This window comes from Halobacterium wangiae, from assembly GCF_021249345.1.
In the GTDB taxonomy this organism is placed as follows: domain Archaea; phylum Halobacteriota; class Halobacteria; order Halobacteriales; family Halobacteriaceae; genus Halobacterium; species Halobacterium wangiae.
Genome location: NZ_CP089588.1, coordinates 1,076,722 through 1,100,469, shown reverse-complemented (window position 1 = coordinate 1,100,469; position 23,748 = coordinate 1,076,722). Strand labels below are relative to the sequence as shown.

Below are 23,748 nucleotides of genomic sequence, written 5' to 3'. Positions count from 1 at the left end.
TAACAGAATAGAACGATGAACTGTCTCATTCCTTATCTAAACACGGTGGCCGTGGAACCGTGCGTCGGAACCCGGTGGTCGCTCCGGCGGCTGTGAGGAAACCACTACGCACTTGGCTCCCGGGCGCCCAGTCCACATCCCCAGATGCCCTCGTCTCCGCCGGACACGACGCCGCTCTACCAGGCGTGGTCGCTGCACGACGCCACCCTCTTCGCCGCGTCCGAGCGGACGCTCCGGCCGGAGAGCGCGTACTACGGCGCGGACGCCGACGAGGTGCGCGCGTGCCTCGACCACGCGGCGAGCGTCGTCGACGTGGACGCCCCGGACGGCCGGGGGCGCGTCGTCCCGCTGCACGACGAGGACGGCCCCTCGCCCTCCGGCGAGTACGTGCGCTGGAACCCGGACGCGGAGACGGTGGGGTGGCACGACGAGTCGTTCGGACTCGACGGCACGGAGCGGTACAGCGCGCTCGACGACGTCGTCGCGACGGCGGTCGCGTGGCGCGTCCGCTTCTGGCACCCCGCGCACGCACCCGACGGCGACCCGTTCGGGGGCGTCGACGCACCACCCGACTCCGTCGCGGCGGCCGACCCGCTCGCCGGCCCGGAGCGTCGCGCCTTCTTTGAGGACCTCCGCGGGGTCGTCGCGGACGAACGCGACGCCGAGCGAGCGGCGAACTGGGCCGACCACGCGGACGCCGACCTCGGCCGACTGGTCGGCGAGGGCGCCGTCGACGGCCCGTTCGTCCTCGTGAGCACCACCGCGTACGGCGCGGACCGGCCAGCCGAACTCCTCGTCCAGTACGCGCCAGACGACGACGTCCCGGCGGACGTGGACCTCGTCGCCGACCTCGGCCTCTACCCCGACAACAGCGTCGTGGTGGACGCCTTCGACGCGGCGTTCCCGATTCCGGCGCGAGTCACGGACGTCGACGGCCCGACGGTGACGCTCCAGCCAGCGTGGGAGCGCGTGGCCGACCCCGGGCGAGTCGCGGTGGCCGTCGCGGACGCAGAGCCGTTCTGGCTTCGCACGCTGTTGAACCCCGTGCCGTACGACCGGCGCCGGGACGCCCTCGACGCGGTGTGGGAGACCCCAGCGAAGCGCCGCCTGCTCACCGGCGAGCGCGACCTCTCGTTCGGCGCCCTGCCGAGCGCGCGACGCTCCGACGTCGCCCTGAACGACTACCAGTTGCGGGCGCTCGGGTGGGCCGTCGCCGCCGACGACGTGGTCTGCATCCACGGGCCGCCGGGCACCGGGAAGACGCGGACGCTCGTCGCGTTCGTCGCCCACGCCGTCGCACGCGGCGAGCGCGTGCTCGTCACCGCGCACTCGAACCAGGCCGTGGACAACCTCCTCGTCGGCGACAGCACGCTCGACGACGCCGAGGAGGGCACGCTGCACGCGGCCGTCGCCGACGACCCGGACGTCACCGTCGCGCGTTACGGCCGTCACTCGCGGAACCGCGTCGTCGCCGAGCACTACCGCCAGACGCCCGTGGACGACGCCGACGTGGTGGCGGCGACGACGAACGGCGCGGCCGCGTTCGACCAGGACGCCTTCGACGTGGCCGTCGTCGACGAGGCGACGCAGGCGAGTCGCGCCGCGACCGCCATCGCGCACAACTGTGCGGAGAAACTCGTGCTCGCGGGCGACCACCGCCAGCTCCCACCGTACAGCGTCACGGAGGCCGGCGAGGGGGAGATGCGGCCGTCGCTGTTCGAGACGCTCGTCGCCCGCTACGGGGACCGCGTGGCCGTCCTACTCCGCCGCCAGTACCGGATGCACGAGGCCATCGCGACGTTCCCGAACGAGACGTTCTACGACGGGCGACTGGAGACCGCCGACCGGAACGCTGACTGGACGCTCGACGGCTTCCCGCCCGTCTCGGTCGTGGACGTCGCAGGCGACGAACGGCGGGAGGAGCGCGGCGCGTCGGTGCGGAACCCACGGGAGGCAACGGTCGTCGCAGACCGCGTCGCCAGCCTGCTCGACTCTGGCGTCGCTCCCGCGGACGTCGGCGTCATCGCGGCGTACAGCGGTCAGGTGCGCGAAATCCGCTCGCGACTCGGCAACCTGGACCGGGACACGCACGGCCTGACGGTGGACACCGTGGACTCCTTCCAGGGCGGCGAGCGCGAGGCCGTCGTCGTCTCGTTCGCGCGCAGCAACCCCGCGGGGAACGCGGGCTTCCTCGAACACCCCAAAGAGGGGCCACGGCGTCTCAACGTCGCGCTCACCCGAGCCCGGAAGCATCTCGCGCTCGTCGGCGACTGGGACACCCTGACGACCCGTGCGTCCCACCGCAGCCCCGAGGAGAGTTGCGCCGACACGTACGCCGCGCTCTACGAGGCGCTCACCGGGATGGACGCGGTCGAGCACGCACAACTGTAAGGAGTCCGAGAGCATACGCGGTGACATGACGCTGCTCGTCTACGGCGCGTACGGCTACACGGGCGAACTGGTCGCCGAGGAGGCCGTCGAGCGCGGCCTCGACCCCGTGCTCGCGGGGCGGAACGCCGCGGAACTCGGTCGCGTCGGCACGCGACTGGACTGTGAGACGCGAGCGTTCTCCCTCGACGACGACCCCGCGACGCATCTCGACGACGTCGACGTCGCGCTGAACTGTGCCGGGCCGTTCGTCGACACCGCCGGCCCGCTGGCGAGCGCCTGTCTCGCCACGGGGACTGACTACCTCGACATCACCGGCGAACTCCCCGTCTTCGAGTCGCTGGCGGCCCACGACGCCGACGCCGCGGACGCCGGGATGGCGCTCCTGCCGGGGGTGGGCTTCGACGTGGTGCCGACCGACTGCCTCGCGGCGCACCTCGTCGACCGCCTCCCGAGCGCCACGCACCTCGCCCTCGGCTTCGAACCGCACGGCGGCCTCTCACCGGGGACGGCCGCGACCGCACTCCGTCAGATCGGCGACGGCGGGGCGGTCCGTCGGGACGGCCGCGTCGTCTCCGTGCCGCCCGCTCACCGCGAGCGCCGCATCGACTTCGGGAACGGCGAGCGCACCGCAGTCACGTTCCCGTGGGGCGACGTCTCGACGGCCTACCACTCGACGGGCGTCGAGAACGTCGAGGTGTACGTGCCGGTGCCGGCGAACGCGCGCCGCGCCCTCAGGGCCGTCCGCCACCTCGGCCCCGTCCTGGACGCCGATCCCGTGAACGCCCTCCTCCAGCGCGCCGTCCGCCGGTTCGTCTCCGGCCCCGATGCCGAGGCGCGCGCGTCGGGGCGGGCCTTCGTCTGGGGCGAAGCCAGGAACGAGCGGACCGGGGAGACGGTCGTCTCTCGACTCGTGACCCCGGAGACGTACGCGCTCACCGTCGACGCTGCGACCACGGCAGCCCAGCGCGCGCTCGACGGCGACGCCCCGGTGGGCTTCCAGACGCCGTCGTCGGCGTTCGGCGCCGACTTCGTGCTCTCACTGGACGGCGTCGAGCGCACCGACGAGTAGACTACTCCTCGAGCGCCCGGAGGTCGACGTCGCCGTTCGTCGTCTCCACCGAGAGGTCGTACGTCCCCTCGCCGAGCGTCCCCGAGACGCTCCTGCCACTCACGTCCGCGTCCGCCATGTCCAGTTCGTGGACCTCGACGCTGCCGTTGGTCGTCGTCGCCGACACCGTGGCGTCCAGATCCTGCGAGAGCGAGGCGTCCACGTCGCCGTTCTCCGTCTCGATCGTCGCGTCGCCGTCCAGTGGTGCGGGGACGTCCACGTTCACGTCGCCGTTCGTCGTGACCGCGCTCGCGAACGCCTCGACGCCCCGGACGGTCACCCCGCCGTTCATCGTGTGGAACGCGCCCGCGCCAGCCACGTCGTTCACGTCGACGTCGCCGTTCGTCGTGCGCACCGTCTCGACGGGTAGCGACCCCGGCACGCGGACGGAGAGGTCGACACTCACGCTCGTCCACCACTCGGAGGAGCCGTCGCCCCGGACGTCCACGACGAACGCGTCGTCGCGTTGCTCGCCGCTGACGGACACGCTGTCGACGGCGTCCTCCGAAGGACCGCGCATTTCGACGTCCACCTCGACCTGGCTCCCGTCGTGGCGCTCGACCGAGACGTCGCCGTTCCGGTTCCGGACTGCCAGCGGGTCGTCGCCGGACACGTCGTAGGTGTGGCTGTCGTTCTGGACCACTTCGTCGCCGAACAGGCCGGTACAGCCGGCGAGTGCGGCGGTCACGCCAGTCGTGACACTGGCCAGGAGGGCTCTGCGGTGTATCACGCCCCCACCAATTGTGGCGGCCCGATTAGGTGTTTCGACGTGCGCCCGGGGTTCTACCTCGAACGTGGCGAACGTCGGGGCGCTCGACCGAACGCGTGTGAGGCGCCGTCAGAACAGTTCGACGTAGATGCCCCTGGCCTCCACGTCCTCGACGAACGCCCCCGCGTCCGTCTCGATGGCGTCGAAGGTGTCGTAGTGGACCGGCAACACGAGGTCGGGGTCGACGGACTCCGCGAACTCCGCGGCTTCGTGGCGGTCCATCGTGTAGTGGCCGCCGATGGGCGGGACGAATACATCTGCCTCGAGGTGGTTGTGCGCCTGGAGGAAGTCCGTGTCGCTGGTGAAGTAGACGGTCGTTCCGTCGAAGCCGAGCAGGAGGCCAACGCCCTCGTGTTCGGCGTGGAACGGTTCGCCGTCCTCGTCGACGTGCTCGCCGTCGGCGCGGTTGTGGGCCGGGACCGCCTGCACGTCGATGCCCCGGACAGTGATGGACTCGTCGTAGGCCAGCAGGGTCTCGTCCCGGTCGAGGTCGGCCGTGTCGATTCCCTCGTACACCACGACGGTGGCGTCGTCGTCGGCGACCGCGTCGATGGCGTCGGGGTCGTAGTGGTCGAAGTCGTCGTGGGTCACGAACACGACGTCGCCGTCTCGGCGGTCCTCCTCGATGACCTCGCTCCACGGGTCGACGTAGACGACGAGGCCGTCGCCGGTCTCTATCCGTACGCTCGCGTGGCCGAGTCGATCGAACGTCAGGTCGTCGTGCTGGACGCTCATACGAAACTGTTCTTCGGGAACCCACAAAAAACGCCCACCTGCTGGCCTTCACGGGTTGCGAACGAGTCGCGACACGCTGCGCGGTCGCTCCCCGGTTCGCCGCGAGAGAAGGTCCAGGTGCGAGAATTGAACCCGCGTCTCAGCCTCCACAAGGCTGAAGGATAGGCCACTACCCCAACCCGGACACTGCATCCAACGGTAGCGTACTGAAATTCAAATACGTTACGACATGGGGGCGACCGTGCGAACGAGTCGCCAGGCCGGCAAACACGTAGACGACACGCTTTTCCACGCCAGCGGCCTACTCCGAGGTGACTGTGGCCGTCACGGACAAGATCTACGTCAAGAACCACCGGCAGATCGCCTCCCAGCTCGACACCCGGTTCCCGAAGAGCGCGTTCAGCGGCGCGACCCTCGACGTGCTGTTCAGCGGCGACCTCTCGGAGCTGAACGAGGCGACCCGGGACAAGGTCCTGGACTTCTCTCAGGACTTCCTCGACTGCGACTGCCAGTCGAACCCGTACTGCGGCCACCCCGAACGGAAGTTCGTGCGCTACCTCCTCGAGTTGCGCGCGGAGGGCCTCGACCCCGAGTCGATGGTGAACGTGATGACCGACGACTACATGGTGTACGCCTACCCCGGCGACCTCTACTCGTTCCTCGACGACGCGGTGCGAACGCTCGAGGCCGTCGAGGACCTCTCGGAGGTCGACGGCCGGCAGGACGAACGCCAGCGCGCGACCGAGCGGAAACGCGAACTCACTCGGTAGCGCCCGCGGCGAACCGCTCGACGGCGTCGGCCACGTTCTCGGGCGCCAACTGCCGGGTCCCCTCGCTCGTCTCCAGGTCCACGACGCCCTCCTCGCGGTACGTGTTCCCGACGACCACTTTCGCGGGAATCCCGAGCAGGTCGCTCTCCGCGAAGCGCTCGCCGACGGAGAGATCGTCGTAGAACAACACGTCCTCGCGGCCGCAGGCCTCGAATATCTCCTCGGCGACGTCCTGCACCCCACCGTCGCCGACGGGGATCACGGCGGCGCGGTAGGGGGCGACGCAGCCCCAGTCGGTGACGGGCCACGCACACGTCTCGCCGCCGTGCTGCTGGACGAGCGTCTGGAGCAGGCGGTCGACGCCCAGTCCGTAGCTCCCCATCACGACGTCCCGGCTCTCGCCCGACGCGTCGTCGACGGTCAGGTCCATTGCCGAGGAGTACCGCGTGCCGAGTTCGAACACGTGGGCCACCTCGATGCCGTCGCTCTCCGCGAGCGTACCGCCACAGTCGGGGCACTCCCCGCCCGAGTCGTGGGCGGCGAAGCCGTCGTGTTCGTCGGTCACGCCGAACCGGCAGTCGCCGACCGTACAGTAGACGAGGCGGTCGCTGCCGTCGGCGACGGGCGCGACGAACTCCTCGGAGGCCGTGCCGCCCATCACGCTGTTGTCCGCGCTCACGACGGCGAAGTCGAGACCGACGTCCGCGAGGATGCGGTCGTAGGCCGCGCGCACCTCGCGGTACGTCTCGTCTAGGCCGGTTTCGTCGACGTGGAAGCTGTAGGCGTCCTTCATCGTGAACTCCTTCGTGCGGACGAGGCCGTTGCGCGCGTGGTCGTCGCGGAACTTCGACTCGACCTGGTAGAGCAGGAGGGGGAGGTCGGCGTGCGAGCGCACCTGGCCGTCGACGAGGTGGACCATCCCCTCCTCGTGGCTGGGCGCGAGACACATCGCCTGGCCGTCGCGGTTCTCGAGGGTGAACATCTCGCCCTCGAAACTCCCCCAGCGGCCGCTCTGCGCCCAGCGCTCGCGGTACTGGAGGCCGGGGAGGCTGACGGCCTGCCCGCCGATCGCGTCCATCCCCGCGCGAATTCGTGCGATCAGTTTCTCGCGGACGCGCTGGCCGGCGGGCGAGACGCCCCAGAGCCCGCTCCCGAAGGGCCGTACCAGCCCCGCGCGGACCAGCAGTTTCGCCGCGTCGCTGCCGGCGCCGACGGTCTCGCGACTGGTGGGGAGGAACGCCTCGCTACGCCGCACGCACCTCACCCCCGTTCGCGGCGCCGTCGCTGTCGGGTATCGCGTCTACAGTCGTCGAGAAGTGGCTATTCGTCGCTCGGAACGCGTCCACGGGCCGTCTCCGACCCTCGGTGTTTCGACGTCATCGCGTCAGTTCGTCTCGGCCGGCGACCCAAAAGTGTTCCCCGACCGTGACACTGACAACCAACCTGCCGGTAGCGTATCGACAACTGGACAACGTTTTACCGGTGGCTGCCAGACCCGTAGACGATGGAGTTCGAGACGTTCTCCGTGATGGCTCTCGGGACGGCCTTCCTCTCGACGGCCGCCGCGACCAGCGCCTACCTCGCGTCCCCACAGAACTGGTGGGTGTCGCTGCTGCTCGGACTCACGGCAGCGCTGCTGCTCGCGTTCGTCGCGCTGAAGGCCAGAAACAGGACCGTGTTCGCCTGACCGGTCGCCCGGCGACCTCAGCCCAGTTGGTACGGTTCGTCGTCGTTCTGTTCGTCGAGCTCTTCGAGCTGGATGACCTCCTCGACGTCGCCGTCGGACTCGACCCGACTGCGGAGGTGGTCGACGTACGCCTTGTGCTCCTCTAGCTGGTCGCGCAGGTGCTGGGCCTCGAGTTCGAGGCGCTCGTGTTCGCGCACGAAGCTCTTCGGGACTTCGACTCTCGGCGGGAACTCCTCGCCATCCGTCGGTTCGGCCTGGTTCTCGGGTACGACCCGGACCTTGCCGTCGTGGGCGACGAGCGAGTCGACGTAGTCCCGGAACACCGCGGACAGCGAGAGGTCGCGCTCCTCCGCGATGTCGCGGAGCGCGTCGAACGTGTCCTCGTTCACGCGGAACGAGATGGTCTTGTTCTTGTTCCCCATCTGTCTACTACGCTATGCGAGCGAAGCGTAATAAGGATTTGTCAGACGCTCGCACGCCCGGCGGTCGGGCGGCGATCAGGCGTCCGGCGCTGCTTCCGCTTCCGCATCGAAGTCCTCGAGGGCCCCGAGGACGGCCTGCCGGTACTCGGAGACGTCCTCGCCGTACTCGGCTCTCGCGCGCTCGGCGTACTCGTTGCCCTCCTCGTCGAAGGCCTCGAGTCGCTCCATCGTGCGCTCGGCGGTCTCCACGACCCAGCGGTCGCGGGTGGCCTCGCTCACCGGCGTGATGGACTCGGGCCGGAGGGAGACGTTGACGGACCCGTCGTCCGTCTCGAAGGTCCGCGGCTTCCCGACCACGGCGACGTACGTCGGCGTCTCCAGCTCGCGGAGCGCCGACGCGGCGTCCGGCTGGTACTGCCCGGCGTACACGAAGAACGTCCCGGTGGGGTCGACGACGCGGCCCCGCCAGTACTCGGAGTCCTCGCCGATGTCCTCCGTCTCGGTGAGCGTGCCGACGACGAACACGCGGTTGGCGCGCTCTCCCGTCGGCAGGAGCGCGTACAGCGGCGCGCGCTCGTCGTCGGACTCCTTGAACGTGAACTCGGCGTCGTTGAACTCGCTGGCGAAGGCGCGGCGGGCGACTTCGCGGGTGGGTGCGTTGCTCATTTCACATCGACCTCGCTTTGATCAGCACGGCCTCCGGGTCGGCCGGCGCGTCCAGTTCCTCGGTGTCGTTGGCGAGCACGTACCGGCCGAACGTCGGGCCGGTGACGCGGTAGTAGCGCCCGAGCACCGAGTCGCGCATCTCGTCGGCGACGACGGTGGTGTCGAGTGCGTCCTTCGCCATCTGCTTGGCCGATTCGAGGTCGATGCCCGTGAGGGCCTCGGTGGCCTCCTCGTCGAAGATGACCTCGTGGACGTCGCGGCCGTCGTCGAGGACGGCCTTGATGCGGAGGTCGAACTCGCCCTCGACTTCGCCGTGTTCCGAACAGCGGCCGTTCTGGAGGACGCGCGTGCAGTCCTCGTTCGGGCAGCGCTTGATGAGGCCGCTGCCGGACTGGATGTCCACCAGCGCGCCCTCGACCTCGTCCTCGTTGTCGCCGACTTCGAACTCCTCGTCGACCTCCTCGATGGACGTGGTCTTGTTCAGCTTCACGGAGTACCGTCCCTGGTACTCGTCGGTGACGACGTTGCCGAGACGGTAGGTCTTCCCCTCCTCGAGGTTCGCGAGGTCGGACTTGGCCCACTTCGTGAACTTGATGGTGCCGGTCGGGTCACCGAGCAGGCCGACCTGCCCGACGGAGTCCGAACGTGGCTCCCAGAGTTCGACGACCTTCGCGGTGAGGTCCACCCACTGCTCGGGTTCGTCGACGTCCTCGACCTGGACGGTCTCGTTGCCGCCCCCGCCGGCGAGGTCGTCGCGGTCGAGGCCAGCCTCGTCGAGGTAGTGGTTCTCGACGGAGCGCCGGGCCTCGTCGACCGGGACTTTGTACTCGGTAACCAGTGTCTGTAGCCGTTCTTCTACGTCGTCGACTGTGGCGTCGACGTGCTCGGAGAACTCGTCGTGGATCTCCTGAGCGGTGTCTGAAAGGTCGCTCATGGTCGTATTCCGTCTCCGCGTGTTTTCGATGGGAGACGTATCGGGGTTGGTTCCCTATCGTATTTAATCCCTTGGTAGCGGGGTGAAAGTGAAGGTGGCGAGCGCTGGAGACAGCCCTTTGACCCGGGCCCGCGAACGTCCCGGCGTGACCTTCGAATCCCGCGGAGGCGTCGGTTCGTGACCCGGACTGCGGCCGTCCTGCTCGCCGGCGGCACCGGCACCCGGCTCTACCCCGCGAGCCGCAGCCACCGCCCGAAGCAGTTCCTCGCGCTCGGCGACGACGACCGGAGTCTGCTCCGCCGGACCGCCGACCGCGCCGCGTTCGCCGACGACATCTTCGTCGTCACCCGCGAGTCGTACGCCGACCGCGTCCGCGAGGAGGTTCCGGAGGCGACGGTCCTCGTCGAACCCGCGGGCCGGGACACGGGGCCGGCGCTCGCCTACGCCGCCCAGGAGGTCCGAAAACGGGCATCCGACGCGGCGATGCTCTGTCTCCCGAGCGACCACGTCGTCGGCGACGGCTTCCGCGAGACGGCCGAGACGGCCGTCGACGTCGCCGCACGCACCGGCACGCTCGTCACGCTGGGCGTCGAACCCGACCGACCGGCGACGGGCTACGGCTACGTCGAACCGGGGGCGGACCAGGGCGACCACTTCGCCGTCGAGCAGTTCCGGGAGAAACCGGACGAAGCAACCGCCGAGCGCCTGCTCGACCGGGGCTGTCTCTGGAACGCGGGGATGTTCGCGTGGACGCCAGAAGCGTTCCTCGCCGCCGCCCGCGACGGGCCGCTCGAACCGGTGGTCGAATCGCTCGAATCGGGCGACCCCGACGCGGCGTTCGACGCTGTCGACCCCGTGAGCGTCGACTACGCAGTGCTGGAGCGCGCAGCGGACGTGCGCGTCGTCCCCGCGGCCTTCGACTGGGACGACGTCGGCGCGTGGGACGCGCTCGCCCGCCTGCTCGACGGCGAGAACGCCACGATGGGCGATTCACTGACCATCGACGCGTCGGGGAACGTGCTCGCCAGCGACGACAAACACGTCTCCGTCGTCGGCGCAGACGACCTTGTCGTCGCGGCGTTCGACGACCGCGTGCTGGTCGTGCCGATAGACGACGCCCAGCGCGTCCGCGAAGTCGTCGCCGAACTCCGCGCGGACGGGCTATTTTAGCTCACAGTAGTGGAACGTCCCGTCGCCGACCGTCTTCGTGACGCAGTCGGTCGGTTCGACCGCGACTGGCTCGTCGAACCCCGGGCCGTCCCGGACGAACGTGTGGAACTCCCCGTGCTCGCCACAGGGGTCGACGTCGCCTGGGAGGTCCGCGAGGAACGCGCGGTCGAAGGTCCGGCCGACGAACGAGGCGTCGAGTGCGTCGTCGTCCACGCAGACCACGACCGCGTCGAAGTCCTCAGCAAACTCGCGGGCCAGGTCGGTCGTGTCGCGGCCCCACAGCGGCCAGCACCCATCTAGCGGGGTGTCGGCGAGGTTCGCCTCGCGGTAGGCGCGGACGTCCGCCAGGAACAGGTCCGCGAACACCACGCGCTCGACGCCGTCGCTGGCCATCGCGTCGTGGGCAGTCCGCATCCTCGCCTCGTACTCGTCGTTGCCGACGTCTGCCGGCAGTTCGACGACGCGGAGCGGCAGGCCGAGGGCGTCGGCCTGCGCCTCGTGGTGCTCGCGGCGCACGCCGTGCATCGAGGAGCGCTGGACGTCCTCGCGGACGGTCGTCAGGAGTCCCGCGACGACCACGTCGGGGTCCGCGCGCAGTTCCCGGAGGGCCACCGCGCAGTCCTTCCCGCCGCTCCACGAGACGGCGATCATCGCCAACTGCACTCCCCGTCGCGTACGAGTGCCATACCCACTCTCGGCGGGCGGCGGCCTAAGGCGCTTCGTCGGGGCCGACCCGCACGCGGAGTTCGTCGTTGGCGGTGACCGTGACCAGCAGGTGGCTGTGGACCTCGCGGTCGGTCACCGCGTCCTCGTCGACGTCGCTCACGCGCTTCATCACCTCGGGCGCCGACAGCGGCACCTTCACGTCGGCGTCGTCGGCCGCCGCGTACACCGCGTCCGGCACGTCGTAGAGGTCCGTCCCAGGTTCGATCTCGACGTGGACCGGCGCGCCCAGCGCCTCCGCGAACGCCACCGTCTCGCGAGCCTTCCGGACGTTCTCGCGGGCGCTGGACTCCACCTTCGAGATGTTCGCCCGCGACGTCCCGAGGCTGTCGGCGATCGCCGCCTGCGAGGCGCCCCGTTCCCGGAGCGCCAGCACCTCCGCCTGCCGTCGCGTCAGCACGCTCTCGTCGGCGTCGAAGCCGACCCGTGCCAGCACCGCGTCCGCGTCCGGAACCTCCCCGTCCATACCCGTTGCTCGTCGCCGCTCGGCAAAAACCCCGGGGCCGAGGGCAGAACGTTTTTGCTGAAACGCGGCGACGTGCGAGCATGCACCGGGCGCCGGGCACTGGGCGAGACACGACGTGACGATCGAAATCGAACCACTCGGCGACGGCGACGCGCTCGCGATCCGGGACGCCGCCGAGGGGGAGCAGTTCGTCCTGCGGACCGACCGCCACGTCGACCCGAGCCCTGCGTCACCCGACGAGTTCGGGGTGCCGGTCGACGCGGCCGTGGCCATCGAGGCCGAGACACTCCACCTGCCACAGTTCGGGACCGCGGAGTTCCTCGCCGACGGCGAGGTGGTCCACCGGACGGAGTCCCCGGACACCGTCGAGGTGCTCGACCGTGGCACCTACGAGGTCGACGTCTCGCCGCCCGTCGCGAAGACGTACGTGAAGGTGTGTGGGGCCAGCGTCGCCGCGCGGTACACCGACGACCACCTCTACCTCGACGTCGCGCCCGCCACTCGCCTGGTCGTCGGCGTGCGCTCCCACCACGAGCGGCCCGCAGCGACCGTCACCACGACCGACGACCCCCGCGACCTGATGCGCGCCGTCTCCACGTTCGGGTCGGCGCTCAAGACCCACACGCCGGACCGCTCGTGGCCGACGCTACGGGGCCACCCACCCGAGATCGAACGCGGCATCGACCTGGACGTTCCCGACGCGGTCGCACCACCAGACACCGGCGTCACGCTCGAAGTGCCGCCGGAGTACGGCCCGATCTACACGGTGGCGCCGCTCGCGTACTACCTCGGCGCGACCGTCGAATCCGGGACCGAGCCAACACTCCGGGCGGCCGGCCACGTCCACGAGTTCGACCCGGACGCGTTCGTCGCCGACGTGCGGGACTGCCTCGAACACGTCTTCACGCTCGACGGCGTCGTCAGGTCGACCGGCCGCTACCCGTTCCGCAGCACGCAGGCGGACACCCTCGACGAGCGCGTCACGATCGACTACGAGGCGCTCTTCGAGTCACCGCTCGACGAGCGGACCGCCGCCTACCTCGACGTTCCGCGGTCCGCCACCGAGGGGCTGGTGGACTGGCATGTCACCGCCGACGTCGCCCCCGACCCGGCGTACGCCTCCGTGCTCCCCTACGTGGTGAACGAACTCGCCATCGTCCGTAGCCCGCCGCCGCCCGTCGAGCAGGCGACACTCTCGCCGAGTCCGGACGCGCTCTCCGCGCCGGACGCCAGCGACGTTCGAGCCCCCTCGGTCGCCGACGCGTCGTCGCAGTCCACGGGCGTCGTGGTCCCCGACGACCCCGGCACGCCCGGACACGTGTGGGCCGCAGACGGCTTCGCGGTCGACGCCGCGAACCCGACGCTCGGGTCGTTCCGCCGCGCCCTCGACTGGCCGAGTGGCACCGACCCCCTCGACGTCCACGTCGTCTACAACGACGCTCGCATCGACGACCCGGACGAGACGCCCTACGGCTTCCACCCGACCGCGGAGACAACGGTCCGGACCTCCCACTCGCTGACGACCGGGGAACTCCGCGAGGCGCTACACGAGGACACCGACTTCCTGCACTTCGTCGGCCACGTCACGGACAGCGGGATGGTGTGCCCGGACGGCCAGCTCGACGTCCGGACGCTCGTCGGGACGGGCGTCAGCGCGTTCTTCCTCAACGGCTGTCGCTCCTACGAGCAGGGGTACGCGCTCCTGACCGCCGGGAGCGTCGCGGGTATCGTCACCGTCGACGACGTCCTCGACGCGAACGCCAGCAGATTCGGGCGACAGGCAGCGATGCTCCTCGACGCGGGGTTCCCGATGTACGCCGTCCTGGACGTCCTCGAGGACGCCGGATTGGACACGAGTCGGTACACGATTCTCGGGAGTAGCGTGCTGGCGTTGCGAGCGGCGTTGTCCGGCGCCCCGGTGTTCTACGACTTCGACACGGCGGACTTCGCGGGAGAGGACGCTCCGTTCCCGTTAACGACCCACGACTACCCGTACGGAGCTAACGGTCTCGGCGCGTTCGTGACGCCGAACCACACGACCGCCGACAACCGTCTCCTGGCGGCGACCGAACGGTCGACGAACATCACTCGCGAAGAACTCGAACGCTACCTCCGAATCGACCCGATGCCGACGTTAGTAGACGGCGCCCTGCGCCTCACCGACGACCTCTCGATGGAGGAGTTCCGCTAGTTGCCCCAGAAGTTGTCCCGACTGCCGAGGCGCTGGCGTTCCACGCCGTCGGAGTCGTCCTCGTCGTCCTCGCCGTCGGCCTCGGCCTCCTCGCCCTCCTCGTCGTCGGGTTCCTCGGGGAGCTTCTCGATGAGGTCGGCACGGGCGTAGTTCGACTTCACCTCCGAGATCTCGACGCGGACGCGGGCCGGCGGCAGCACGCCGTCGACCATCACGATGAACCCGCTGTCGGCCTGCCGACCGACGCCGGCGCCGCTCTCGTGCATGTCGTCGACCTCGACGACGACCTCCTCGCCGTGCACCACGGGCGCGGTCTTCAGGTCCGAGATGGGCTGGCTGTAGTGGTTGCACCACTCCATCCCCCCGCGGTCTCCGTAGTGCTGGCACCCCATCCCCTCGATCTGTTCCTGGAAACTGGGGCATTCGTCGGCGAGTGGGCAGTCTGCCATAGAGGCGATAGCTGGCCGGCAGCCTAAACCCTTGCGGCACGTGGTCGTGAACACCGCTGTCCGGGTCGCACTCGACGAGGCGGCGACCCGACGAGCGACCCCCGCGAATCGGCTTCCATCGTCGACCCGTGCCAGAAAACACATACCCGATACGACCGGAAAAATAGCTGAATGGAGTACGTCACCGCCGCCTACTGGCTACTCACGACGCTCGCGTTCGCCGCGGCCGCGGTCCCCATCTGTGCGCGCCTGTTCGCCGGGTTCCCCGACCGCGGCGCCGCGCTCGCGCCGGGCGTCGCCTTCGCCCTCCTCGCGTTGCTCGCCTACTGGGTCGGCCACGTCCGCTGGGGGACGGCAGTCGCCGCGCTCTGTATCCTCGCCGTCTTCGCTGCGGGCGCCATCGCCGCACGCGGCGCCGACCTGCCGGACCCGCGTACGGTCGCCACACCGCTCGCCGTCTTCGTCCTGGCGTTCGCGTTCTTCGTCGCGGTGCGCGCCGTCGACCCGGCCGCCCACGCCGCGGCGGGCGAGAAGTTCCTCGACTTCGGACTGCTGCGTTCGATGACGCTCGCCGACCGCCTGCCGCCGCCGGACATCTGGTTCGCCGGTCGCCCGGTGCGCTACTACTACGGCGGCATCCTCTCGGTCGCCGCGTTCGCCGACGCCGTCGGTGTCGCCCCGCAGTACGCCTACAACCTCGGCCTGGCGACGTTCTACGCCGCGCTCGCGTCCGGCGCCTACGGTCTCGCCGCGGCCATCGCGGACGACCGCGGACGCTCCCGCTCGCTCGCGGGGACGCTCGGTGTCCTGTTCGTCTGCCTCGGCGGCTTCCTCGCCACGCCGCTCCGCGTACTCGCCGGGTTCTTCCCGGAGTCGCTGGTCACCGAGTGGGGGCGGTTCCTCGTCGCCGGCATCCGCGCACCGACCGAGGACGCGTTCCGCGAGGCCACCACGCTCGGACCGTGGAACTACTGGATCGGCCGCTACGTCGTCCCGGACACCATCGTCGTCAACCCGTTCTGGTCGTACCTCAACGGCGACCTCCACGCCCACGTCCTCGCGCCGACATTCCTGCTGCCCGCCGTCGCCGTCGCGTTCGCGGGGTGGCGCGCGACCGACCGTCGGCGCCGCGTCACGCTCCTGTTCGGCGCTCTCCCGGTGTTCGCCGGCGCGCTCGCCATCACGAGCACGTGGAGTCTCCCGACGGCCGCGGGCGTCGGCTTCCTCGCCGTCGCGCTCGCCACCGCGCACCCGGCAGCCTCGCTGCCCGCACGGTTCCGCGACCGGGTGCCGACGACCGGCCCGGGCGGCGAACTGTCGCGGTACGCGCTCGCCGTCGTCGCCGGCGTACTGGTCGCACTCGGCGGCGCCGCGCTCGCCTCGCCGTTCCTGCTGTTCCAGGCGCCGCCGAACGACGGCGTCGGCTGGCTCCCGCCGCGCAGTCCGCTCGCGCCCTACCTGCTCGCGTGGGGCGCGTTCGTCGCCGTCTTCGCCGCCTACCTCGCCCGTAGCGCCCGCCTCACAGGTCGCCGCACGGCGCTCGCGACCGTCGGCTGGGTCGCCGTCACCGTCGTGGGCCTGTTGCTCGACGCGGCCTCCGTCGCCGTCCTGCTCCCCCTGCTGGCCGGCGCGTGGTACCTCCGACGCACGGACCACGCGGGGTTCGCCGCCGTGCTCGCCGCCGCAGGCGTCGGCCTCCTCGTCGCCATCGAACTGGCGTACGCGAAGGTGTGGCCCCACGACCCGAACGCCATCCGCTGGAACACCGTCTACAAGGTCTCGATGCAGATTTCGGTGCTCTGGGGACTGGGTGCGGGCGTCGCCGCCGCCGCGCTCCTCGAACCCGTCACCGGGCGCCTCCGCGGCGCCACCACCCGGTTCTCGGCGGCCGACGCCGCGGGCGCCGCCGTCGCCGTGCTCGTCGTCCTCTCGGCGGTGACGTTCCCCGCGCTCGCGCTGTCGGACCACTTCGGCGACCCCGTCCGCGAACCGGCGGACGGCACCCTCGACGCCACGCAGTTCGTCGAGACCTACCACCCCCAGGAGGCCGAGGCGTTCAGGTGGCTCCGCGCGAACGTCGACGGCCAGCCGGCGATGGTGACGGCTGTCGGCGAACCCATCTACACGTGGGTGAGCGCGCCGTCGGTGTTCACCGGCATCCCGACCGTCGTCGGCTGGGAACACGAGAAGGGGTACCGCCCCGAGGGCGCCTACGAGGAGCGCGCGAACGACGTCGGGTTCCTCTACGCCGGCGACCGCGCGACGCAGGCGCTACTGTACGACAAGTACGACGTCCAGTACGTCTACTACGGCCCCGTCGAGCGCGAGCGCTACCCGGACGCCACCTTCGGCGGCCCCGGCGTCGAAGAAGTGTTCCGGAACGACGCGGTGACCATCTACCGCGTCGACGCGGAGGCGGCCTGCGCGGCGACGGACCTCACCTGTTACTCGGACTGACGCCCGCGGAAGCGACACCACTACGTGGACCGACCGTCGTTCTCCGAGCGTACAGCCGATGACGCTCTCCACGCTCCCCCGGTACGACCCCGACCGCGCGCCAGACCTCGGCGGGCACGCGGTGGTCGTGGGTGCGAGCGTGGCGGGACTGCTCGCGGCGCGCGTGCTCGCCGATAGCTACGACCGCGTCACGGTCGTCGAGCGCGACTCCCTCGACGACGAGCGACGCGGCGCCCCACAGTCCCGACAGCCACACGTCCTCCTCGAGGCCGGGCGCGCGACCATCGCGGACCTCCTCCCCGGCTACGGCGAGGCGCTGCTGTCGGCGGGCGGCCTGCTCGTCGACTGGACGACCGACCTCCACCACTACGAGGGCGGTGGCTTCCTCGCGGACGGCCCCCGCCGCCGGTCGATGTACGCCGCCAGCCGACCGCTGTTCGAGCGGACGCTCCGCGACCGAGTCACCGAGCGCGACGCGGTCGTCGTCCACCGGAACTGCCGGTTCGTCGACTACCTCGCGACCGACGACGCGGCCGCCGTCGAGGGCGTGGTCGTCCGCGACGGCGACGACGGGACGCGCGCGGACCTCCGCGCGGACCTCGTCGTCGACGCGACGGGGCGGACCAGTCGAACGCCCGACTGGCTGGCCGGCCACGGCTACGAGGCCCCGCCGGTCGACGCCGTCACCGTCGACGTGACCTACAGCACCGCGGTCGTCGACCGACCGCCGGGCGACCGTCGAACCGTCTTCGTCCCGCCGTCGCCACCACGCACTCGGGGCGGCGGCGCGTTCCCCGTGGAGGACGGCCGCTGGCTCGTCACGATGCAGGGCGTCCACGGCGACGACCCGCCGACAGACCCCGAGGGGTTCCGGGAGTTCGCCGCCAGCCTCCCCGTCCCCGAACTCGCGGCGCTCCTCGACGACCGGGAGTGGCGCTCGACGGAAATCGCGCAGTACCCGTTCCCGTCGAACCAGCGCCGCCGCTACGAGTCGCTCGACCGGTTCCCGGACGGCCTCGTCGTGGTCGGCGACGCTCTCGCCAGCTTCAACCCGGTCTACGGCCAGGGGATGTCCGTCGCCGCGCTGGAGGCGCTCCAGCTCCACCACGCGCTCGCCGCGGAGGGCACCCGGGACCTCCCGCGCCGGTTCTTCGGCCGGGCCGCCGACGTCGTCGACGGCGCGTGGCTGCTGGCCGTCGGCGCGGACTTCGCGTTCCCCCAGACCGAGGGCGAGAGACCCCGGGGCACCGACCTGTTTGACCGCTACCGCTCGAGACTCGTCCGGACCGCCCACTCGGACGGCGAGGTCGCGTCTGCGTACGGCCGGGTCCTCACGATGGAGGACCCACCGACGTCGCTGCTCCGGCCGAGCGTGCTGTGGCGAGTGCTCCGTCCGACTGGCTGAGAGAAGAAGGGGGTGTTCACTCGACGACGAGGTGGGTGTCGAGTGCGACCTCGTTCCTGATCGCGTCCACGAGCGGGGAGGTGGATTCGACGCGGTCGTGCAGCTCCTGGAGTTGCTCCTCGGTGGCGTCGGCGTCGACGTGCACCGTGCAACTGACCGACTCGTAGCCGGGGCGGACGTCCTCGTCGATGCCGAGGAACCCGCGGAGGTCGACATCGCCCTCCATCTCGAAGCGCAGGTCCTCGAGCTCGATTCCCATCGCGGCGGCGTTGGCCGCGTAGCCGACGGTCAGGCAGGAGCCGAGCGCGCCGAGCAGGAGTTCGACGGCGTTCGGTCCCATCCGCTCGCCGAGGATCTGCTCTGGCTCGTCACCCTGGAGCGTGAACTCCCGGGTGTGGACGGTCTCGCCCGCCTGGTCGAACTCGTCGATCGTGGTCACGCTCCGGAGGGCGTCCTGCCACTCCGTCTCGGCCCGGAACGCGAACGAACCCACGTCGTGGTCGTTGCTAATCGTCTCGACGGCCCCCTCGAGGGCGGAGACGTCGACACCGTTCACCATCACTCTGTCCGTGGTTGACATTCTCAATCACCACTACTACAGACGCTCGAAGAGGCGATAAAACGATACTAGCGGTTCGTGTCCGCTTGCGCGCCGTTCCGGACCGGATTCTGCTCCCGAGCGTACCCGTTTCTGACGAGTTGTGGAACTCTCGCCGCGAAACCCTGCACCAGAACCCGCTACGCCAGCGGCGTCCGCTCGACGACTTGGCCGTCGTAGGTTGGGTACTGCTCGACGATCTCCCCGTCGTCGATGTCGCCGTTCTCGACCATCTCCTCAAGGAGCCACCACGCCACCTCGACGTGGTTCGTCTTCACCGTGTAGAACTCCTCGGGGACGCCGAGGTTCGCGATGCGGTCGGGGCTGACCGTCGTCTTCCCGTAGACGAGCGTGCCGTCCTCGGTCACCTCGTCGAACTCCCGGCGGACGTTCCGGGCCATCCGCTTCAGGCGCGAGCGGTGCTGCGCGGCGTCCTTGAACACGCTCGTGCAGAAGTAGACGCGCTCGTGGTCGCCCATCTCCTCGAGGATGGCCGCCTTCGACCCGTCGACGGCGCTCATGTGGTCCTCCTGGAGTTCGTATCCCTCCTCCTGCATGCGCTCGTAGTTCCCGTCGCTCATCTCGAACTCGTTGACGTTGCAAAAGTCCGCGGCGCCCTCGTCGAGGAACTCGAGGAACTCCTCCTCGGCGCGGATGCCGGGGATCTCGAAGGCGGGCGTGAGTCCCTCCTCGCGGGCGACGTAGAGGATCTCCTCCCACTCGGTGCCGTGGAGGTCCCCCCACTGCTCGTACGGCGGGTGGAACCGGATCTCGTCGAGGCCCGCCTCGCTCAGGCGCCGCATGTTCTCGCGGCCGCCCGTGATGCCCGTGTAGAGGTGGGTGTGGTGGTCCTCGCCGAACTCCTCTTTGAGGAGGCGGAGGTACCGGCAGGTCTTGTTCATCGCCTCCTGTGGCTCGCCGCCGGTGATGGAGGTCCCGAGGGCGTCCATCGCCTTCGCCTCGCGAATCACGTCCGCGTCCTCCTCGACGGGGCGCTCGTTGGCGTACACCTGCCGGACGTTCTTCCGGTTCTCCCCCAGCGGGCAGTAGAAGCAGTCGCGCTGGTCGCAGTAGCCGTAGACGAAGAGGACCATCTTCCCCCCTTCCGCGCACTGCTCACAGCCCTTGGAGATCATTCGTTGGAACAGTCGTACTCCGCGGAGACTCAAAAAGCGTGCGAAAGGCCGCGACGGACGGCACTGCGAAACCGTTCCACCCTCGAATCGGGGGCGGGAACTGTCGCGTCTGCACCCGCTACCTCGGGGTAACGCCGGCGTACGAACGTCACCACGCGGACAACCCCGTCCTACTTCGTCCGGTCCAGCCACTCGTCCTCGAGGGTCCGCGTCCGGAACGCGGCGAGCTGCTGGCGAGTCAACACCGCCGAACAGCCCAGCAGTACCACGGCGAACCCCGAGCCGTACAGCACGGGGAGGTCGTGGACGACGACGTTCACGGACTGCAGAACGGCAACGAGGACGGGGACGACGGAGAGCACCAGCGTCCGCTGTGGGAACGCGCGGAACATCTCCCGGAACGACGGTTCGGCTCGCGTCACACAGTACACCGAGGACTCGACGGTTATGACCGTTACGGCGAGCGAAAATACGGGTAGGTTGGTGTTACCGGGCCGGTTCCTGTTCGGTGCGCGTCGTCGGCGCCCGGCGCCCGGACCGGTAGGCGTCGTAGCCGGCGAGTGCGAACACCAGCAGGCCCGAGACGATGTCGCTCCAGGACGGCGCCGTCGCCGCGTCCAGCACGAACGGCACGGCGATCATCCAGAGGCCGAGGAGGGCCGCCAGTCCGAGGGCGTACCGCCGGTCGTCCCGCGTCACCGCGCGCCAGAGCGCGTACGCCCCGAGCGCGGCGATGGCCGCGCCGACGACGATGTTGTTCAGGTAGTGGCTGTCACCGAGCTCGTAGACGAACGCGGAGGCGAGGATCCACGCCCCGAGCAGTGCGGTCGCACCGGATAGCAGTCGCTGTTGGGTTGCCATTCTCTGTCACCAGTACAGTGGTACGCCTCCCGGAGAGTTAAGGCCTTCGCGGGAACCGACCGCCGGAGAGCGCGCCGCTCGACGCCGAAAACTGGCGACTCCCGAAAACAGATATACCGCTGTCGCGTAGCGGCGGACAGATGCTGCTGGTGTTGTGTGTCGACCTCGACGACGACCTCGGGCGCAAGACGGGAGTGCCGACGCCCGTAGTCGGCCGCAACGAGGTCGAACACGCCGCGGTCTCGCTCGCGGAGGCCGACCCCGAGGACAGCGACGTGAATGTCCTCTTCGAGGGTGTCCACCTCCACGACCAGTACAGCACCGACGAGACGGTCGAAGTCGCGGCCGTCACTGGCCTCGAACGCGGGGACGTCGCCGCCAACCGGAAGGTCGGTCGCGAAGTCGACGAAGTGCTGGCCACCATCCGCACCGACGAACCCGTGCGCGCGGTCGTCGTCACCGACGGCGCCCAGGACGAGTCCGTGGTCCCGGTCATCCGCTCGCGGGTACCCATCGACGCAGTCAAGCGCGTCGTCGTGCGCCAGGCCCAGGACCTCGAGTCGATGTACTACACGCTGAAGCAGGTGATGAACGACCCCGAGACGCGGGGGACCATCCTCGTCCCGCTGGGGGTGTTACTGCTCATCTACCCGCTCGCGGTGCTCGCGGACCTGCTCGGGTTGCCGGGGGCGGTGCTCGGCGTCTCCTCGGCGGTGTTCGGGCTCTACGTCCTGTTCCGGGGGCTGGGCCTCGAATCGACGGTGGACGAGACCGTCGAGCGCGTGCGCTCGGGGCTGTACACGGGCCGCGTCACGCTCATCACGTACGTCGTCGCGGCGGCGCTGCTCGTCATCGGCGGTGTCGAGGGCATGAACCAGTTAGAGGAGGTGCGTCGCGCCGCGGACGGACCGATCGCGCCGTCGACGGTGCTCGCCGCGCTCACGTTCGGCGCCGTCCGGTGGTTCGCGGCCGCGGGCCTCACGACGAGTCTCGGCCAGGTCACCGACGAGTACCTCGCGGACCGTTTCCGCTGGCGCTACCTCAACGCACCGTTCTACGTGCTCTCGATAGCTGCGGTGCTCCACATGCTGTCGGCGTTCTTCCTCGACTACGTCACGCTGACGGAACTCGCCGCCGTACTGACGGCGGGGACGCTGGTAAGCGTGCTCTCGACGCTGACGTTCGCCGTCGTCGAGTCGTGGCGTGGCAACCCCGAGGCGGCCTGAGGCGTCAGGTCTCCCGGGAGACGACGAACTCCGCGAGGTACTCCAGGTAGTCGTAGGCCTCGCCCGAGGGGAGGTCGAGGCTGTCGAGGGCTCCCATCGCGCGCTCGGCCTCGGCCTCCGCGAGCGCGTTCAGTTCCGCGGGTGAGCGGTCGGTGACGCGCACGATGCTCGGGCGGTCCATCGCCTCGTCGATGCCCGCCGGCTTCCCCAGGTCCTCGGGGGTGGCCGTCGCGTCCAGCACGTCGTCCCGGATCTGGAACGCGACGCCGACGCGCTCGGCGTACTCGCCCAGCGCCTCTATCGTGCGGCCGTCGGCGTTCGCCGCGATGGCACCGAGCTCAGCAGCGGCGCGGAACAGCGCCCCCGTCTTCCGGCGCGCGAGTTCCATGTACTCGGCCTCGGTCTCCGGCCGGTCGACGAGTTCGATGGCCTCGCCCTCGCCGAGGTCGACGAGCGCGTCGGTGACACACTCCATCGCCCGGGGGTCCCGCGAGAACAGCGCGAACGCCTCCCCGAGCAGGCCGTTCGACGCGACGATGGCGGGGCCGTAGTCGAAGGCCGCCCACGCGCTCGGCTCGCCGCGGCGGACGTCCGACTGGTCGATGATGTCGTCGACGACCAGCGAGGCGTTGTGGACGAGTTCGACGCCGACCGCGAAGTCCAGGGCGTCCTCGCCATCGCCGCCCGCGGCCTCACAGACGAGCACCGTGAGCGTCGGCCGGACGCGCTTCCCGCCCGCCAGCACGACGTGTTCGAGTTCCGCGCCGAGTTCCGGGGGCTCGACCGCGGCGACGGTCTCCTCGAGGCGCTCCTCGATGGCCGCGCGCCGCGCCTCCACGTACTCCATTACCCGCCTCTCGGGGACTCGCGCGGAAATATATGACGGGATTCGCCCGCGAGCGCGGCCAGCGGACGCCGCGTCGGCTACCACGGGACAGAACTTCGCTCAGAACTCGGTCACTTTCGACTGGACGCGGCCGTCGTCGACGTCCGCGGCCCGCGACTCCCCGACGAGTTCGGCGAGTTCCTCCGGACTCACGTCGTCGGACTCGTAGAGGTACGCGATCTCGGTCAGCGACAGCGACTCGCCGTCGTCGAGTTTCTCCCGGAGGTGGTCGACGTCGAGGGCGTGGTAGGTCACGTCGAAGTCGACGGTCGCGCCGCGGTCCTCGGTCGCCTCCGCGAGGTTCACACCCTCCCGGAGCACCGTCTCGAAGTCGAGGTCGGTGTGGTCGACGCCGCCGTAGAGGAACGCGAGCGTCGAGACGAACGCGTCGAAGGCCTCCGCGCCGTCCGCCTCGTCGGCGCGCTTCCCGAAGACGAGTTGGACGTCGCGGGCCGCGAGGTGTTCGACGAGCACCTCGAAGTCCAGCAGCGCGTCGTACACTCGATCCCGAATGCGCGCCCGGGCGTTCCGCTCGGCCTGCACGCTCGACAGTGCTCGGTCGCCGCGGAGGAACGCGCGGTCGGCCTCGGTGAGGACGCCGCGCCCGCGCTCGCTGGAACCGGACATAACTTGATACGGATTACGAACTGTGGAAGAGGGATATAAAGATAACTCACTTCGGATTATCGATGGCGATT

General features: G+C 70.0%; 24 protein-coding genes and 1 tRNA gene. 9 read left to right on the top strand and 16 right to left on the bottom strand.

Features of this window, described 5'->3' with window-relative positions:
• Positions 1–144 precede the first annotated feature (144 nt).
• Positions 145–2,391, top strand: a complete 2,247-nt coding sequence (locus LT965_RS06025) for an AAA domain-containing protein (protein ID WP_232703115.1) — start codon at positions 145–147, stop codon at positions 2,389–2,391.
• 25 nt (positions 2,392–2,416) lie between these two features.
• Positions 2,417–3,460: a saccharopine dehydrogenase family protein gene (locus LT965_RS06020; RefSeq protein WP_232703114.1), complete on the top strand. Its 1,044-nt coding sequence runs from the start codon at positions 2,417–2,419 to the stop codon at positions 3,458–3,460.
• A 1-nt stretch (position 3,461) separates the two neighbouring features.
• Here the strand turns inward: LT965_RS06020 and LT965_RS06015 are convergent, their stop codons facing one another.
• The 3 genes from LT965_RS06015 to LT965_RS06005 form a co-directional block, all read right to left on the bottom strand.
• Positions 3,462–4,229, bottom strand: a complete 768-nt coding sequence (locus LT965_RS06015; protein ID WP_232703113.1) for a DUF4097 family beta strand repeat-containing protein — start codon at positions 4,227–4,229, stop codon at positions 3,462–3,464.
• 108 nt (positions 4,230–4,337) lie between these two features.
• The gene (locus LT965_RS06010) at positions 4,338–5,003 is read right to left on the bottom strand and encodes an MBL fold metallo-hydrolase (protein WP_232703112.1); all 666 of its coding nucleotides are present in this window, start codon (positions 5,001–5,003) and stop codon (positions 4,338–4,340) included.
• Positions 5,004–5,114: 111 nt separating this feature from the next.
• Positions 5,115–5,187 (bottom strand) — tRNA-His (locus LT965_RS06005).
• Between the two features lie 133 nt (positions 5,188–5,320).
• Here LT965_RS06005 and LT965_RS06000 point away from each other — a divergent pair.
• Positions 5,321–5,773 carry a DUF5814 domain-containing protein gene (locus tag LT965_RS06000; protein WP_232703111.1) on the top strand — a complete coding sequence of 151 codons (453 nt, stop codon included), beginning with the start codon at positions 5,321–5,323 and terminating at the stop codon, positions 5,771–5,773.
• Here the strand turns inward: LT965_RS06000 and LT965_RS05995 are convergent.
• On the bottom strand, positions 5,763–7,028 hold the full coding sequence (locus tag LT965_RS05995; protein WP_232703110.1) for an aminoacyl--tRNA ligase-related protein: 1,266 nt from the start codon (positions 7,026–7,028) through the stop codon (positions 5,763–5,765). The two genes, LT965_RS06000 and LT965_RS05995, sit on opposite strands and share 11 nt — an antisense overlap.
• Positions 7,029–7,277: 249 nt before the next feature.
• On the opposite strand from LT965_RS05995, the gene LT965_RS05990 reads away from it, so the two are divergent.
• Positions 7,278–7,460, top strand: a complete 183-nt coding sequence (locus LT965_RS05990) for a hypothetical protein (protein ID WP_232703109.1) — start codon at positions 7,278–7,280, stop codon at positions 7,458–7,460.
• Between the two features lie 17 nt (positions 7,461–7,477).
• Here the strand turns inward: LT965_RS05990 and LT965_RS05985 are convergent, their stop codons facing one another.
• The 3 genes from LT965_RS05985 to LT965_RS05975 form a co-directional block, all read right to left on the bottom strand.
• On the bottom strand, positions 7,478–7,882 hold the full coding sequence (locus LT965_RS05985) for a DUF8146 domain-containing protein (RefSeq protein ID WP_232703108.1): 405 nt from the start codon (positions 7,880–7,882) through the stop codon (positions 7,478–7,480).
• 75 nt (positions 7,883–7,957) lie between these two features.
• Positions 7,958–8,548 (bottom strand): RPA family protein, encoded by a 591-nt coding sequence (locus LT965_RS05980; protein ID WP_232703107.1) that lies wholly within the window; start codon positions 8,546–8,548, stop codon positions 7,958–7,960.
• Between the two features lies 1 nt (position 8,549).
• On the bottom strand, positions 8,550–9,482 hold the full coding sequence (locus LT965_RS05975; RefSeq protein WP_232703106.1) for a replication factor A: 933 nt from the start codon (positions 9,480–9,482) through the stop codon (positions 8,550–8,552).
• A gap of 177 nt (positions 9,483–9,659) precedes the next feature.
• On the opposite strand from LT965_RS05975, the gene LT965_RS05970 reads away from it, so the two are divergent.
• Complete coding sequence (locus LT965_RS05970; RefSeq protein ID WP_232703105.1) at positions 9,660–10,652, top strand: mannose-1-phosphate guanylyltransferase; 993 nt, start codon at positions 9,660–9,662, stop codon at positions 10,650–10,652.
• Here the strand turns inward: LT965_RS05970 and LT965_RS05965 are convergent.
• Together LT965_RS05965 and LT965_RS05960 are read right to left on the bottom strand one after the other, a co-directional pair.
• A complete protein-coding gene (locus tag LT965_RS05965; protein WP_232703104.1) occupies positions 10,644–11,303 on the bottom strand; it encodes a Dph6-related ATP pyrophosphatase in 660 nt (219 codons plus the stop codon). The genes LT965_RS05970 and LT965_RS05965 overlap by 9 nt on opposite strands.
• Positions 11,304–11,361: 58 nt before the next feature.
• The gene (locus LT965_RS05960) at positions 11,362–11,841 is read right to left on the bottom strand and encodes a Tfx family DNA-binding protein (protein ID WP_232703103.1); all 480 of its coding nucleotides are present in this window, start codon (positions 11,839–11,841) and stop codon (positions 11,362–11,364) included.
• A gap of 115 nt (positions 11,842–11,956) precedes the next feature.
• Here LT965_RS05960 and LT965_RS05955 point away from each other — a divergent pair, with 115 nt between their 5' ends.
• Entirely contained in the window at positions 11,957–14,032 is a 2,076-nt protein-coding gene (locus LT965_RS05955; protein WP_232703102.1) for a glycoside hydrolase family 18 protein, read from the top strand.
• Here the strand turns inward: LT965_RS05955 and LT965_RS05950 are convergent.
• Complete coding sequence (locus LT965_RS05950) at positions 14,029–14,481, bottom strand: TRAM domain-containing protein (RefSeq protein WP_232703101.1); 453 nt, start codon at positions 14,479–14,481, stop codon at positions 14,029–14,031. The genes LT965_RS05955 and LT965_RS05950 overlap by 4 nt on opposite strands.
• A 171-nt stretch (positions 14,482–14,652) precedes the next feature.
• Here LT965_RS05950 and LT965_RS05945 point away from each other — a divergent pair, with 171 nt between their 5' ends.
• Together LT965_RS05945 and LT965_RS05940 are read left to right on the top strand one after the other, a co-directional pair.
• A complete protein-coding gene (locus LT965_RS05945) occupies positions 14,653–16,938 on the top strand; it encodes a DUF2298 domain-containing protein (protein WP_232703100.1) in 2,286 nt (761 codons plus the stop codon).
• A 58-nt stretch (positions 16,939–16,996) separates the two neighbouring features.
• Positions 16,997–18,343, top strand: coding sequence for an FAD-dependent oxidoreductase (locus LT965_RS05940; protein WP_232703099.1), 1,347 nt, complete (start codon positions 16,997–16,999; stop codon positions 18,341–18,343).
• 16 nt (positions 18,344–18,359) lie between these two features.
• Here the strand turns inward: LT965_RS05940 and LT965_RS05935 are convergent, their stop codons facing one another.
• The 4 genes from LT965_RS05935 to LT965_RS05920 all read right to left on the bottom strand — a co-directional run bounded on the left by LT965_RS05935 (position 18,360) and on the right by LT965_RS05920 (position 20,938).
• Positions 18,360–18,923, bottom strand: coding sequence for an OsmC family protein (locus tag LT965_RS05935; RefSeq protein WP_232703098.1), 564 nt, complete (start codon positions 18,921–18,923; stop codon positions 18,360–18,362).
• A gap of 158 nt (positions 18,924–19,081) precedes the next feature.
• The gene (locus tag LT965_RS05930) at positions 19,082–20,077 is read right to left on the bottom strand and encodes a radical SAM protein (RefSeq protein WP_232703097.1); all 996 of its coding nucleotides are present in this window, start codon (positions 20,075–20,077) and stop codon (positions 19,082–19,084) included.
• Positions 20,078–20,247: 170 nt separating this feature from the next.
• Complete coding sequence (locus LT965_RS05925) at positions 20,248–20,499, bottom strand: hypothetical protein (protein ID WP_232703096.1); 252 nt, start codon at positions 20,497–20,499, stop codon at positions 20,248–20,250.
• 64 nt (positions 20,500–20,563) lie between these two features.
• The gene (locus LT965_RS05920) at positions 20,564–20,938 is read right to left on the bottom strand and encodes an SPW repeat domain-containing protein (protein ID WP_232703095.1); all 375 of its coding nucleotides are present in this window, start codon (positions 20,936–20,938) and stop codon (positions 20,564–20,566) included.
• A 140-nt stretch (positions 20,939–21,078) separates the two neighbouring features.
• Between LT965_RS05920 and LT965_RS05915 the strand changes: the two genes are divergently transcribed.
• Positions 21,079–22,164 carry a DUF373 family protein gene (locus LT965_RS05915; protein WP_232703094.1) on the top strand — a complete coding sequence of 362 codons (1,086 nt, stop codon included), beginning with the start codon at positions 21,079–21,081 and terminating at the stop codon, positions 22,162–22,164.
• Between the two features lie 4 nt (positions 22,165–22,168).
• Here the strand turns inward: LT965_RS05915 and LT965_RS05910 are convergent, their stop codons facing one another.
• Together LT965_RS05910 and LT965_RS05905 are read right to left on the bottom strand one after the other, a co-directional pair.
• The gene (locus LT965_RS05910) at positions 22,169–23,011 is read right to left on the bottom strand and encodes a polyprenyl synthetase family protein (RefSeq protein WP_232703093.1); all 843 of its coding nucleotides are present in this window, start codon (positions 23,009–23,011) and stop codon (positions 22,169–22,171) included.
• A 99-nt stretch (positions 23,012–23,110) separates the two neighbouring features.
• Positions 23,111–23,677, bottom strand: a complete 567-nt coding sequence (locus tag LT965_RS05905; protein ID WP_232703092.1) for a DUF8102 family protein — start codon at positions 23,675–23,677, stop codon at positions 23,111–23,113.
• Between the last annotated feature and the right edge of the window lie 71 nt (positions 23,678–23,748).